The organism is Pseudoalteromonas sp. P1-30, assembly GCF_001400005.1.
Lineage (GTDB): Bacteria > Pseudomonadota > Gammaproteobacteria > Enterobacterales > Alteromonadaceae > Pseudoalteromonas > Pseudoalteromonas atlantica.
In genome coordinates this window covers 122457-136485 of record NZ_LKBC01000003.1, presented here as the reverse complement: position 1 = coordinate 136485, position 14029 = coordinate 122457, and the positions used below count along the sequence as shown (strand labels likewise).

The 14029-nt window shown below is 41.2% G+C and carries 10 protein-coding genes and 1 tRNA gene; 7 read left to right on the top strand and 4 right to left on the bottom strand.

Annotated elements, in window-relative coordinates:
* The first annotated feature begins 242 nt into the window (after positions 1–242).
* A complete protein-coding gene (locus tag AN395_RS08815) occupies positions 243–3122 on the top strand; it encodes a pitrilysin family protein (protein ID WP_054982751.1) in 2880 nt (959 codons plus the stop codon).
* A gap of 87 nt (positions 3123–3209) precedes the next feature.
* On the opposite strand, the gene AN395_RS08810 is transcribed toward AN395_RS08815, so the two are convergent.
* Both AN395_RS08810 and AN395_RS08805 read right to left on the bottom strand, forming a co-directional pair.
* Positions 3210–3524, bottom strand: coding sequence for a helix-turn-helix transcriptional regulator (locus AN395_RS08810; RefSeq protein ID WP_054982750.1), 315 nt, complete (start codon positions 3522–3524; stop codon positions 3210–3212).
* Between the two features lies 1 nt (position 3525).
* On the bottom strand, positions 3526–3933 hold the full coding sequence (locus AN395_RS08805; protein WP_054982749.1) for a hypothetical protein: 408 nt from the start codon (positions 3931–3933) through the stop codon (positions 3526–3528).
* A 296-nt stretch (positions 3934–4229) separates the two neighbouring features.
* Here AN395_RS08805 and AN395_RS08800 point away from each other — a divergent pair, with 296 nt between their 5' ends.
* The 3 genes from AN395_RS08800 (at position 4230) to AN395_RS08790 (ending at position 6825) form a co-directional block, all read left to right on the top strand.
* Positions 4230–5159, top strand: a complete 930-nt coding sequence (locus AN395_RS08800) for a diguanylate cyclase (protein WP_054982748.1) — start codon at positions 4230–4232, stop codon at positions 5157–5159.
* Positions 5160–5283: 124 nt separating this feature from the next.
* Entirely contained in the window at positions 5284–6102 is an 819-nt protein-coding gene (cysE, locus tag AN395_RS08795) for a serine O-acetyltransferase (protein ID WP_004586131.1), read from the top strand.
* A gap of 42 nt (positions 6103–6144) precedes the next feature.
* The gene (locus tag AN395_RS08790; protein ID WP_054982747.1) at positions 6145–6825 is read left to right on the top strand and encodes a hypothetical protein; all 681 of its coding nucleotides are present in this window, start codon (positions 6145–6147) and stop codon (positions 6823–6825) included.
* Positions 6826–6836: 11 nt separating this feature from the next.
* On the opposite strand, the gene xseA is transcribed toward AN395_RS08790, so the two are convergent.
* Complete coding sequence (xseA, locus tag AN395_RS08785; RefSeq protein WP_054982746.1) at positions 6837–8168, bottom strand: exodeoxyribonuclease VII large subunit; 1332 nt, start codon at positions 8166–8168, stop codon at positions 6837–6839.
* A gap of 146 nt (positions 8169–8314) precedes the next feature.
* Between xseA and guaB the strand changes: the two genes are divergently transcribed.
* Together guaB and guaA are read left to right on the top strand one after the other, a co-directional pair.
* Positions 8315–9784: an IMP dehydrogenase gene (gene guaB / locus AN395_RS08780; RefSeq protein WP_004586134.1), complete on the top strand. Its 1470-nt coding sequence runs from the start codon at positions 8315–8317 to the stop codon at positions 9782–9784.
* Positions 9785–9880: 96 nt separating this feature from the next.
* Positions 9881–11458, top strand: a complete 1578-nt coding sequence (guaA, locus tag AN395_RS08775; RefSeq protein WP_024033152.1) for a glutamine-hydrolyzing GMP synthase — start codon at positions 9881–9883, stop codon at positions 11456–11458.
* A gap of 153 nt (positions 11459–11611) precedes the next feature.
* Here the strand turns inward: guaA and AN395_RS08770 are convergent, their stop codons facing one another.
* Positions 11612–13210: a BCCT family transporter gene (locus tag AN395_RS08770; protein ID WP_054982745.1), complete on the bottom strand. Its 1599-nt coding sequence runs from the start codon at positions 13208–13210 to the stop codon at positions 11612–11614.
* Positions 13211–13913: 703 nt separating this feature from the next.
* On the opposite strand from AN395_RS08770, the gene AN395_RS19465 reads away from it, so the two are divergent.
* Positions 13914–13975 (top strand) — tRNA-OTHER (locus tag AN395_RS19465).
* Positions 13976–14029 lie beyond the last annotated feature (54 nt).

The window sequence follows — 14029 nt, the reverse complement described above, 5'->3', positions numbered from 1 at the left end:
AGTCCAATGTATGTAATTTAATATAGCAGCCATTTAGACGTCTAGATAGATTTATTTAGTGAAAGTTTTTCAATCAACTTGAGCTTTTTTCATGCTTAAATGTTTTTAAAATGGGGAATTGACACAGTTGTTTACATTATAAATAGCCGATGGGCTCTTATATTTAGTGGCTTTGGGGCATAATCTAAGCGAGTTAGTATTAAACCTAATAACAAATTTGCTCAATTTAAAAAGGGACAACAATGAAATTTAAATTACTAGCAACAAGCTTAGCGGTATCGCTGGCGCTAACAGGCTGCGCAACACAGCAAAGCGAAAACACCCAAACGGCACAACAACAGCAAACAATAAAAGCTGACGAACGTGTATTTTCGCAAGAGTACTTAATCGAAGAGCTTGATAACGGCTTACGCGTAATGGTTGTTAAAACTGATTACCCCGATGTCGTCTCGCTGCAAATTCCGGTCTCGGTTGGCTCGCGTAATGAAGTAAAAGCAGGTAAAACCGGTTTTGCTCACTTTTTTGAGCACATGATGTTTAAAGGCTCTAAAAAATTTCCGCAAGACGAATACACTGCCATATTTAAAAATGCAGGGGTCGATAACCGTGCTTACACCACTAACGATTACACAAACTACCATTTAAACTTTTCAAAGCAGCACCTTGATAAAGTACTTGAAATTGAAGCCGATATTTTTCAAAACTTAACCTACACCGAAGAGCAATTTAGAACCGAAGCGCTAACGGTTAAAGGGGAATATTTAAAAAATAACGCCAGCCCAATTCGTAAGTTATTGAGCGCAGTACGCGAAGAAGCGTTTGATACGCACACTTATAAACATACCACCATGGGCTTTTTTGAAGATATAGAAGCCATGCCAGATCAAATGGCTTACGGTAAAGAATTTTTTGATAAGTTTTATAAGCCTGAATATGTATCGCTAGTGATTGTGGGCGATGTTGACCCTAAAGCCACAATGGCTATGGTTAAAAAACATTGGGGTGGCTGGGAAAAAGGCGATTACGTTGCCGATATTAAAGCTGAGCCAAAGCAGCAAGCACCTAAATATGTACATGAGAAAAACGAAGGTTTGCCTGGTCATTGGTTGCTTGTATCTTACAAAGGTGCTGCATGGGAGCCTGCTAAAAAGGACAGAGCCGCACTTGATTTAATCTCACAGCTTTATTTTTCTAATAACTCCGATTTATACCAAGAGCTAGTTGTTGATAAACAAATAGCGAGTCAAATGTTTACCTACAATCCAGAGACAAAAGATCCTGGCTTACTGCATGTGTTTGTAAAAGTAGAAAACGAAGATGATTTAGCAAAAGCACGCGATGCTATTAACCGCACTTATGCAAAAGCACGTACCGAACTTGTTGATGAGCAAAAACTAAGTGATTTAAAGTCTAACCTTAAATACAGCTTTATTAACGGCTTAGACTCATCGCAAGCGATTGCATCAACCCTTGCAAGTTATATGCATTTTGAGCGCGACCCAGAGGTTATTAACCAGCTTTATAAATCGGCCGACAACATCACAGCACAAGATATTAAAGCCGTGGCTAATAAGTATTTTGTAGATGACGCGCGTACTACCGTAACTATGTCGGCACTTGATAAAGCGCCAGGGTTTGAACAAGAAACAAGCTTAAATGCATTAGTAGCTAAGCGTGATAAAGCGCCAGAGGCACCAGTATTTAAAGTACTTGATAAAACGAATAGCTCGCCGCTGATTGATGTAAACTTTTTATTCAATACAGGGGCTGCTGCAGACCCGCAAGGTAAAAAAGGGGTTGCTGCGCTCACCGCCGCTATGCTTGCTCAAGGTGGCTCGCAAAGTACGAGTTACAAAGACATACAAAAAGCGCTTTATCCGCTTGCTGGCAGCTTTGGTTATCAAATAGATAAAGAAATGCTGTCATTCCAAGGGCGTATTCATAAAGATAACGCTGCCACATGGTATGCGCTTGTAAGCGATCAGTTACTTAACCCAGGCTTTAGAGACGATGACTTTAAGCGCCTTAAAAAAGAAATGATCGACGGTATTAAATCGGGCTTAAAAGCCTCTAATGATGAAGAGCTAGGTAAAGAAGTGCTTTACAGCGCACTTTACAAAGGTCACCCATACGAAAGCTACAATTACGGGGATATTTCGGATTTAGAAGCATTAACGCTTGATGATGTAAAAGCCTTTTACAACACAGAGCTTACCCAATCTAAACTAACACTGGGTTTAATTGGCGCTGTGCCAAAAGCGCTTAAAGCAGAAATCATGAGCGACTTAGCAACCTTACCTAAAGGCGAGCAAAGCCGTTTAAGTATTCCTGATGCGCCAGAGCTTAAAGGTCACCATGCCACGATTGTAGAAAAGTCGGCGCAATCTACTGCGGTATCGTTTGGTTTCCCAATTGATACTATTCGCAGTAGTGAAGATTGGACAGCCCTTTGGCTGGTGCGTTCGTACTTTGGTGAGCACCGCAGTTCTAATTCATACCTGTATGAGCGAATTCGTCAAACACGTGGTATGAACTACGGCGATTACGCCTACATTGAGTACTTCCCACGTGGCATGTTTCAAACTAAGCCTGATGCCAACTTAGGACGCTCTGAGCAAATATTCCAAATTTGGTTACGCCCGCTGCGCTCTAATAACGATGCACACTTTGCAACACGTACCGCGTTGTTTGAGCTGGATAAGCTTATTAAAAATGGCTTAACCGAAAAAGACTTTGAAGCAACACGTAACTTTTTAATTAACTACGTACCGCAGCTTGTCGCAAGTCAAAACCGCCAATTAGGTTATGCACTTGATAGTGAGTTTTATAACACAGAGTCGTTTGTAAAATACGTGACAAGTAAACTTGAAAAGCTAACGCTTGCTGATGTTAATCGCGTAATTAAAGATAATCTACAAACAGATAACGTACAGTACGTGTTTATTACCGGTGACGGCGAAGACATGAAAAAACGTTTAGTGTCAGAGCAAACATCGCCAATGGTTTACAACACAGAAAAACCAGCAGCGCTTGTTGCTGAGGATAAAGTCATTGCCGATTATAAATTAGCTATTCCAGCTAACAACATTGAAGTAATGGCTGTTGAAAAAGTGTTTCAGTAATTAATCTCTTTTTCTAACATATAAAAAATGCCCCAGTGCTTATAGCCTGGGGCATTTTTATTTAATTAGTGCTATTAAAGCGTAATATTAGTTAGTCGCTAAAAGCACTGAGCCAGCGCCTAGAGCAAAGCTTATTAAGGAACTAATAACCACTCCCGCTAAAAAGCTTTTAGTTGGCGTACTTTTAACGTCATTATTTATAGGCTCATCAAGTTTAATTAGCTCGCCTTGGCGTACTTCAAGTACCGCGCAAAGCGCCATAGTGGTTTCTTTAGAAGCGGCGCCTTCTTTTTCTACCCGTTGAATGGTCCGCAAACTTACATCGCAGGCATCTGCGAGCTGTTGCTGCGTCCAATCTAACTTACTTCTAAGCGATTTAACTGTTGTAGGATTTAATTGCACGTTAAAGCTTCCCTACAAATAGTTCAACAATAGTTGCCGTTGTATAGCCAAACACCGCCCCACCTAATGTACAGCCAGCAAGAAAAAATGCTGCTTTTTTAGGATCGTCTGAAAGACTACTTTGAACTTGTTTGGCTATCACACTGCTATTTTTATAAAGAGTGCACTCCAGACGCCCTGTAAGTATATTAAGCATGTCAAATTTTACTTGGTACTGTGAGCCCTCAAAAGCAAAAGAGTGCGTGCTTGCACAGTAGATATTTCGTTTTTTACTAAATAGGTCATCGTTTACAAATACTTCTTCTTTACCCGTAAAGTAGCTTCCAAAACAGGCTATTTGATTGTCGCCATCTTGAAAGTAAAATTTATAACCAAGCTTTTTTGTATTCAATATATCGTTTTTCATCATCGTTATCCTTGTTGAGTTGATGATGCTAATTTAGCGTTTGTTTTTATTTTTTACGCCGTCAGTAGTATGCCAGTAGCTAGTTTGGCATATGACAGTAACCCTGTCATGCTGCTTTAGTATCTGATTTTTAATGTAAAAGTAAAATTTTTATATTTTTTATAGACTACTTAGCTGTCATACGGAGTATTACTTCACATTAATAAATTATGCAACTAGCGTGAAGTAAAGTAACAATATTGTGTTAAAAAATTGTTATTGATTATACTGATTAACAACAAAGCTAAAATGGAAAGCTCGTGATTGACGATAAAGCGTTTTTTAAATTGGTACTAGATACCACGCCCGACCAAGTAGTGGTTATTAATTCTAACGGCGACATAGTCTATATAAACCGAAGCTGGCAAAACTTTGGTGAGCAAAACGACTGTGCCTGCTGTGATATGTGGGAGCAGCAAAATTACTTAGCAGAGTGTGAAAAAGCTGCTAAAAAAGGAGATAGCTTTGGTTTAAAGGCATTTAACGGCATTAAATCAGTTATTTCAGGGGCTAATGACGACTTCTATTTAGAATATCCATGCCATAGTGAAGATGAAAAACGTTGGTTTATGATGCGAGTAGTGTCGTTTAGCCATACCGATAAAGCGTATTACGCTATTAGCCATCAAAATATTACCGAGCGTAAACTGGCTGAAGAGCAAGTACAAAAACTTGCCGCTATTGATGGCTTAACGGATATTGCTAACCGAGGCTTTTTTGATACTTTTTTAGAGCAAGAGTGGAATCGTTGTCAGCGTTTAGGTATGCCGCTTTCGTTGGCTATTATTGATATAGATGATTTTAAATTACTCAATGATACTTACGGCCACCAACAAGGCGATACATGCTTAAAAAGGGTGGCTAAAGTACTTAATGAATTTACTAAACGCCCAGGTGATTTATGTGCCCGTTTTGGTGGTGAAGAATTTGTTTTAGTGTATGGAAATACAAACTCAGATCAGGCCTTGTTAGTATTGAACGATATTTTAGAAAAATTAAAACAGTTAAACATTGAAAATAAACATTCATTACCAAGCAGAACCCTTACAGTGAGTGTAGGCCTCACTACTATTACACCCAGTAGTGACTTTACCTGTGCGTATTTAATCAAAGAAGCAGACGATTTACTTTATAAAGCAAAGGATAAAGGAAAAGATGCTTTGTGTGTGAGTGATTTAGCACTCATATAATTTTTTTACTCTTAGTTATACCTAATAACCAGAACAAATAACTAAGGCGTTAACACCTTAGGCTTTAAATCCGTTAAACTTAGGAAAAGGCTCTTTTTATATCAATTTAAGGCAGTGTAGTATTATGCGTCATGAAATTTGGCAACAGCTTCGTAGTGAAGCTAATGAAGTTGTAACTCGCGAACCACTTTTAGCAAGTCATGTGTATTCATGCATTTTAAATCATGAGTGTTTAGGTTCGGCGTTAAGCTTTATTGTTGCTAATAAGTTGGCAGATGCTGTTGTATCGGCTTTTACAATACGTGAGTTGTTCGACCAAGCGTTTGTAAAGTGCGACCGTATGCTTACCTATGTGGCCGAAGATATTAAAGCCGTTAAAGACAGAGACCCGGCAGCCGAAACCTACCTTACGGTTATTTTAAACTTAAAAGGGTTTCATGCTATTCAAGCGCATCGTTTAGCTAACTGCTTGTGGCAGCAAAACCGTAAAGAGCTTGCTCGTTTTATTCAAAGCCGAACCTCAGAAGTGTTTGGGGTTGATATTCACCCTGCGTGTCAGGTTGGTAAAGGGATAATGTTTGACCACGCCACCGGTATTGTTATTGGTGAAACTGCAGTAATTGAAGATAACGTATCAATACTGCAATCGGTCACGCTTGGTGGTACGGGTAACGAGCAGGGCGACCGTCATCCTAAAATTAGAGCCGGTGTGCTTATTGGTGCAGGCGCTAAAGTGCTGGGTAATATTGAAGTAGGCGAGGGCGCACGTATTGGCGCAGGTTCAGTTGTTTTAACTGCGGTACCGCCACATACCACCGCTGTAGGCGTACCGGCTAAAATTATTGGCAGACCGGATTGTCCGTGTCCGGCGCAAAGTATGAACCAAAACTTTTTAACCACTCCAGAGCCTGAAAACGAATCACACACCAGCGCCATGCTGTAATAGCAGCCTGTATAAATAAAAATAATTTTAAAAGGAATTAAAATGAACAAAAATAGCTTATTAACACTAGGGATAGGATTTATTGCGGGTGTAGGTTTAACGTGGAGCTACTTTAATTTATCTTCAAGTGACGCAAACCCCGCAAAGTTACAACATGCTGATACAAAGCAGCAGGCACCTTTTGTTCAGCCAGTTAAAAGCAGTGAAGCAACAGCAAAGCGTGTTATACCAGCAGCCCCTGAGCAAAGCGCTCGTATAGAGCAAAAAGATAATCCCCCTAAACCAGAACCACAACCGCTAGATGAGCTTCCTTTAGAAGAGCAAGTATCGCAGCTTAAACAGCAATTAGCAGCGCAAAAAGCCTTGATGAAAAACGCAGCGCAACAGCTGCGTGACCCCTCTGATGCACAAGCAGTTTTACAAGCGCAATTTGATGAGCAAATACGTAATGAAGAGTGGGCTTATCAAACAGAAATAGCTTTACAAGATTTTTTACTTACCTCTGATCTAAGCTCTATCCCAGAGATTGTTAGTGCAGCGTGTAAAACCACCGTATGTAAATTTGAACTTGCTGCACCTACTGATAACGACTCGTTTGATCATACCCAATGGCGAGAGCTAAACGATAAGTTAATGAAGCAAGAGTTTTGGTTGCAATTTAAAAGAACAACCTCAACGTCAAGCGACACCGAACTAACCTTACTAATGGCCACAGAGCTTTAACTGAAAGGGCTTTACAAGACCGTTGATTTTATAGCGCCATCGGCCAGCTCTGTAATTAGCACGTCACCCGTTTTAATGTGGTCTACCGATTTAACCACTTTGCCTTGCGGGGTTTTGGTTATGCTGTAACCGCGCGCTAAAACATTAAGTGGGCTTACCGAGTCAAGCCTACTCGCTTGCAGCGCTAAGCTATTTTGCGCGTGTTGCAACTTGTGCTGCATTGCTTGTTCAAGCCGAGTTTGTATCTGCATAAGCTGATGGCTGGCTTGTGATAACTTTTTATCAGGCGATTGACGCATTAAACGCGGGGTTAAATTATTAAGCGTGCGCTCTTGTTGGTAAAGACGATTGCGCATGCCCTGTTGTAAGGCAATAGTTAGCTCATCTAATCGCTGCGCTTTTTGATTAAGTTGATTGCGCGGATGACACAAGTTAAGCCGGTGCTGTAACTGTGTTGCTAGTGCGCGCTTATCGGCCATATCGTGTTTAAAGGCATTATTTAACCGGTTAATGAGCTCAATAACCTTACTATGCAGCTCTTGCGTGTTAGGGCTGACAAGCTCAGCAGCTGCTGAAGGCGTTGCTGCGCGTACATCGGCTACGTAGTCACTGATGGTTGTGTCTATTTCGTGGCCTACCGCACTGACTATGGGTAATTCACTTTGATAAATCGCGCGCGCAAGCTGCTCATGGTTAAAGCACCATAAATCTTCTAACGAGCCACCGCCTCGCCCTACAATAAGTACGTCTACCTCATTGCGTGCATTGGCTAACTGTATTTGGTTAATTAAGTGCACATGGGCGTCTTTGCCTTGCACCATGGCTGGGTAAATAATGACTTCTAATTGCGGTGCGCGGCGTTTAAGTACGGTTAATATATCTTTTATAGCAGCGCCCGTTGCTGAGGTTATTACACCTACACGGTTTATATTTTGCGGCAGTGGTTTTTTATAGGCTGAACTAAACAAGCCCTCTGCGGCTAGGCGCATTTTTAATGCATCAAACTCTTGTTTAAGCTGGCCTTCACCGGCAGGTTCCATATGCTCAACAATAAGCTGATAATCACCGCGTGGTTCGTAAAGTGAAACACGGGCTCTTACTGTTACTTGTGCGCCGTTTTCGGGGCGGTAACTTTGAGAGCGGTTATTGCCGCGCCACATAGCCGCTTTAATTTGTGCTTTTTCATCTTTTAATGAAAAGTACCAGTGCCCAGAAGCAGGGGTAATGAAGTTAGAAATTTCGCCTGTTAAAATTAGCGATGCAAAGCCCTGCTCAAGAACTGTACGAATCTCTCTGTTAAGGCGCGATACGGTGTAAACCGTTTGCGAAGGCTTCGAAAACATAAAAAACAACCTAAAACTATTATGAGGCAAGTTATAAGGCAAGTTTATCATAAATATTTGCGAAATATTATTTACGAATGCCCACAACGCTGTTAAAATTTGGCCGCAATTCCTTATCTTAGATCCACATGTGAGAAGTTGCCAAAATGCTTAGAATCGCTAAAGAAGCTCTTACCTTTGATGACGTACTTTTAGTACCTGGTCATTCTACTGTTTTGCCACACACGGCAAATATTTCAACTCGCTTAACGCGTGGTATCAAACTTAACTTGCCGCTTATTTCAGCATCTATGGATACTGTTACAGAAGCTCGTTTAGCTATTGCCCTCGCGCAGGAAGGTGGTCTTGGTTTTATCCATAAAAACATGACCATTGAAGAACAAGCGAGAAACGTACGTAAAGTTAAAACCTACGAAGCAGGTATTGTGTCATTCCCTGTTACTGTGTCTGCCGATTTAACCATTGCAGATGCGACGCTTCTTTCGCAAGAAAAAGGGTTCTCGGGTTTCCCGGTTACTGATAGCGAAAATAACCTACTAGGTATTGTTACTGGTCGTGACATGCGTTTTGAAACGAAGCTTGAACAGCCTGTTTCTAGCGTTATGACTAAAAAAGACAAACTGGTAACGGTTCAAGAAGGCGCCTCGCGCGAAGAAATTTTAGGTTTAATGCACGAACACCGCATTGAAAAAATCTTAGTGGTTGATGATGCGTTTAAACTAAAAGGCATGATCACCGTAAAAGATTACCAAAAAGCGCAAGACAAACCACATGCATGTAAAGACGAGCTAGGTCGTTTACGTGTAGGTGCTGCAGTTGGTGTTGGCGCAGGTACTGATGAGCGAATTGCTGCATTAGTAGAGGCGGGTGTTGATGTTTTACTTATCGATACTTCACACGGCCACTCGCAAGGTGTTATTGACCGTGTTTCTCAAACTCGTGAAACTTACCCAGATTTACAAATTATTGCAGGTAACGTTGCTACAGCCGAAGGCGCAATTGCCCTTGCTGATGCAGGTGTGGATGCGGTTAAAGTAGGTATTGGCCCAGGTTCTATTTGTACTACGCGTATTGTTACAGGTTGTGGTGTGCCACAAATTACGGCTATTTCTGATGCGGTAGATGGCTTACAAGGGCGTGACATTCCAGTTATTGCTGATGGCGGTATTCGCTTTTCTGGCGATATTGTTAAAGCATTGGTTGCGGGTGCATCGTGTGTAATGGTGGGCTCAATGCTTGCTGGTACAGAAGAAGCGCCAGGCGAAGTTGAACTTTACCAAGGCCGTTACTACAAATCTTACCGTGGTATGGGCTCATTAGGTGCGATGGATCAAAAAGAAGGTTCGTCGGATCGTTACTTCCAAAAATCTAACCAAGCTGACAAATTAGTACCTGAAGGTATTGAAGGTCGCGTCGCTTATAAAGGCCCAATTGCAACGATTATTCATCAGCAAGTGGGTGGCCTTCGTAGCGCAATGGGATTAACGGGTTGTGCCACCATTGAAGAGCTAAATACTAAACCGCAGTTTGTACGTGTTACATCTGCAGGTATGGGTGAGTCGCACGTCCACGATGTGCAAATTACCAAAGAAGCGCCTAACTACCGCTTAGGTTAAACAACACGTTTAAATTACGGGGCTGGAATTACCAGCCCTCTTTTATAGCCACTAAGCAAATTAGTGGAATCTAGCATCTACTTTACGAGATCCTTCATGAGCAAAGATATTCACGATTCACGAATTCTAATTTTAGATTTTGGTTCGCAATACACTCAATTAATCGCGCGTCGTATCCGCGAAATTGGCGTTTACTGTGAGCTGTGGGCATGGGATGTGACCGAAGAGCAAATTCGCGAATTTAATCCACAAGGTATTATTTTATCTGGTGGCCCTGAGTCAACCACACTAGAGAACAGCCCGCGTGCACCTGAATACGTGTTTAACGCTGGCGTGCCAGTGCTGGGTATTTGTTACGGCATGCAAACCATGGCAGCTCAACTTGGCGGCAGTGTGCACAGCTCAGATAAAAAAGAGTTTGGTTATGCACAAGTAGAAAAAGTGGGTAACTGTGCATTATTCGATGCAATTGAAGATCATATTACCGATGGCGGCAACGGCGTTTTAGACGTGTGGATGAGCCACGGCGACAAAGTAATGGAAGTGCCGGCAAGCTTTAGCACCACAGCTAAAACACCAACGTGTCCGCACGCTGCTATGTCTAACGAAGAAAAACGTTTTTACGGCGTACAATTTCACCCAGAAGTAACGCACACTCATCAAGGGCAACGTTTATTAGAGCGTTTTGCAATTGATATTTGTGGATGTGAAAAGCTATGGACACCTGCCAAAATTATTGATGATGCTATTGAGCGCATTAAAGAAACCGTTGGCGATGACGAAGTTATTTTAGGCTTATCAGGAGGTGTTGATTCATCTGTTGTAGCAATGCTGATCCACCGTGCAATTGGCGAAAACCTAACATGTGTATTTGTTGATAATGGCTTACTTCGCTTAAACGAAGGCCAGCAAGTTATGGACATGTTTGGCAATAAATTTGGGTTAAACATTGTTAAAGTAGACGCTGAGGAGCAATTTTTAGCTGACCTTGCGGGCAAATCAGATCCAGAAGAAAAACGTAAAGCCATTGGCCATACGTTTATTAATGTATTTGATGAGCAAGCTAAAAAGCTTAAAAATGCGAAGTGGTTAGGTCAAGGGACTATTTACCCAGACGTAATAGAATCAGCCGCTTCAGCCACAGGTAAAGCACACGTAATTAAATCTCACCACAACGTGGGCGGCTTACCAGATGATATGAAAATGGGCTTAGTTGAGCCATTACGTGAATTATTTAAAGATGAAGTACGTAAAATTGGTTTAGAGCTTGGTTTACCGTACGACATGCTTTATCGCCACCCGTTCCCAGGGCCAGGTTTAGGTGTACGTGTACTTGGCGAAATTAAAAAAGAGTACTGTGATTTACTACGTCGTGCTGATGCTATCTTTATTGAAGAGCTACACAAAGCTGAGCTTTATCATAAAGTAAGCCAAGCGTTTACTGTATTCTTACCTGTTAAGTCGGTAGGGGTTATGGGCGATGCACGTAAATATGATTGGGTTGTATCACTACGTTGTGTTGAAACTATCGACTTTATGACGGCGCGTTGGTCACATTTACCGTATGAGTTTTTAGGTGTGGTTTCTAACCGTATTATTAACGAAATTGACGGTATCTCACGTGTTGTTTACGATATTTCTGGTAAACCACCGGCCACTATTGAGTGGGAATAACACCCGTTTTTACTAATGGTTAATGCCTTTTAGATAGCAAACATAGTTTTGTTATCTAAATAATAAAAAGTCCGCTTACACGGACTTTTTTTATGCCTAAAAACCGTTAGCTCTTGCCCACTAAACTCATTAAGTGAAGTGGGCTAGGTGGGTTTATTTTGCAGGGATTGGTGTAAGTTGCTCGGTTTCTGTAAGTAGCCCTTTAACTAGGCTAATACAGCCTAAAATTAAAATAATAGTAAAGGGCAGGGCGGCAATAATAGTAATGTATTGCAATGCTTGAATTGAATCGGTGCCACCAATCCACAGCATTAACATAGCAATAATACTGGCAATAACGGCCCATACTAGCTTTTGCTTTATAGGTACTTCTAGTTTTCCGCCTGATGTAAGGCTATCTATTACAATAGAGCCGGAGTCGAGGGTGGTAACAAAAAAGATAATTATTAGCGCCACAGCTAAAAGAGAAAGCAGCGTACCGAATGCATAAGCATCTAGCATATAAAACAAGCTAAGCGTTACATCTGTAATACCTTGGTTTGCGCCAAGTACACCAACTTCATTTATAATTTGATCAATCGCAACACCACCAAAAACCGACATCCAAGCAGTAGTCACAAGAGTAGGAATGAGTAATACATACACTAAAAATTCGCGTATGGTGCGCCCTTTTGAAATACGCGCTACAAACATACCAAAGCAAGGTGCGTATGCAACCCACCACGCCCAATAAAACACAGTCCAGCCATGTAGCCACTGCGTATCTTCTCGGCCTGTGCTTGAGCTTAGAGGAATGATATTTTTAACATAACCTATTACGGCTGTGTATGCAGAATCAAGTACCGTGGTAAAGTTTAAAATAAACACTAACCCCAGAAACACAAAGGCTATGCCCATATTTATATTACTTAGGAGTTTAACGCCGCCATCCATACCGCGTACAATAGAGAGGATAGCCAAGCTCATAATTAATAAAATAATGCCTTGTTGTAATAATAAAGAGCTTTTAAAGCCGAGCACGTGGCTAATACCACTGGCAGCTTGTGCCCCGCCTAGGCCTAACGACGTAGCAAGACCAAAAAGGGTTACTAATACCGCCATTACATCAATAACATCACCTAACTTGCCCCATACTCTATCTCCTAAAAGCGGATAAAATATTGAGCGCATAGAAAGCGGTAAGCCTTTGTTATAAACAAAATAGGCTAGGCACAAAGCGGTCATACCGTAAATTGCCCACGCGTGCAGACCCCAATGGAAAACAGTAGCCCCTAAAGCCATTTCTCGGCCTTGCTCACTAAAGGCTTCAGCGTTAAGCGGTGTGCCAAACCAGTCGGTGTAAAAGGCGGTGGGCTCTGCCACGCCCCAAAAAATAAGGCCAATACCCATGCCTGCAGCAAAGAGCATAGATACCCACGATAAGGTTGAATAGTCTGTAGTTGCTTTATCGCCGCCAAGGCGAATTTTACCCAGCGGTGAAGCGGCAATACCCACTGCAAACAGCAGTAATATATTGGCGCCCCACATAAATACGTAGTCAAAATTAGTTAGCGCTGCATTTTTTATTGAGTTAATCGCCTCTTTAGCTTCGTTAGGCGAGAGTGCAAGTAGAGTAATTATAAAAAGTAGAGATAGGCCAATAGAAACAGAAAATACATTAGTATGAATATCCATGCCCCATTTGCTAACGTTATCTTGTCCTACTTGGTAATCGGTTGAATCGATACTGTATTTTTTTGATTTAAACTTCATATAACACGGCGTGAACTACCAGCAACTGCTAATAGTAAAGCTCCTCCATATTTGCATTGTGAATGACCCGCGTAAGTAAGATACATGATGAAATATGCAATTAGGTGGTAATACCAATCGACTTAAATACTTAGTCTTTCTAGCGAGCTAAATAAAGCGCTAACAGCGTTATAAATTCCTCAGGTAGAGCAACTACATGTAAAAATTAATGCCTTGTAACCGCTCTATTTATCTGTCGCTATAAGCGACTAATAACTTAACACGATTGGTATAACGCGGATCCCCTAGACGCTAAACTGTATCATAAATGCTGCCAATGTTATTGATTTGTTTATGTATACAGCAACTCAACCAAGCTAAATCGCTATAAAAATAACTAGCAGCAAGTGTAAATACACCATGCTAGCTAAAGTATTTAACACTTAAGAAGGAATTTACAGCATAGCGTTTGGGCTAAGCGTAGGTAAAACAGTACCGCGGTTATTAAGCTCGTACGGTTTTAAAGCACATACTGCAGTTTTAATTACGCTAAGCTGAGCAGCATTTATTTTTTTAAAGGTGAGTGCTGCTAAAGCTAAAGTGGCTTTACAGCGCTATTTAGCTTGCTAATTCAGCGTTTTGTATAATTAAAAAGCAGTTAAACTAAAAAGTTAATTTTTTACTTTACCTTTTCTAAAAGGTCTCTATAATTCGTCGACATTGCAGGGGCGTAGTTCCAATCTCCAAAACCGACGGTTGGGAGTTCGAATCTCTCCGCCCCTGCCATTTCTTCTTTACATCGTTTTTATTACTTCATATATTGTTCTAGTGTTTAATCTA

Excerpts from the sequence above, each read along its gene's own strand:
- AN395_RS08815 (WP_054982751.1), top strand. The coding sequence starts at position 243 with ATGAAATTTAAATTACTAGCAACAAGCTTAGCGGTATCGCTGGCGCTA.
- AN395_RS08805 (WP_054982749.1), bottom strand. The coding sequence starts at position 3,933 with ATGATGAAAAACGATATATTGAATACAAAAAAGCTTGGTTATAAATTT.
- cysE (WP_004586131.1), top strand. The coding sequence starts at position 5,284 with ATGCGTCATGAAATTTGGCAACAGCTTCGTAGTGAAGCTAATGAAGTT.
- AN395_RS08790 (WP_054982747.1), top strand. The coding sequence starts at position 6,145 with ATGAACAAAAATAGCTTATTAACACTAGGGATAGGATTTATTGCGGGT.
- xseA (WP_054982746.1), bottom strand. The coding sequence starts at position 8,168 with ATGTTTTCGAAGCCTTCGCAAACGGTTTACACCGTATCGCGCCTTAAC.
- guaB (WP_004586134.1), top strand. The coding sequence starts at position 8,315 with ATGCTTAGAATCGCTAAAGAAGCTCTTACCTTTGATGACGTACTTTTA.
- guaA (WP_024033152.1), top strand. The coding sequence starts at position 9,881 with ATGAGCAAAGATATTCACGATTCACGAATTCTAATTTTAGATTTTGGT.
- AN395_RS08770 (WP_054982745.1), bottom strand. The coding sequence starts at position 13,210 with ATGAAGTTTAAATCAAAAAAATACAGTATCGATTCAACCGATTACCAA.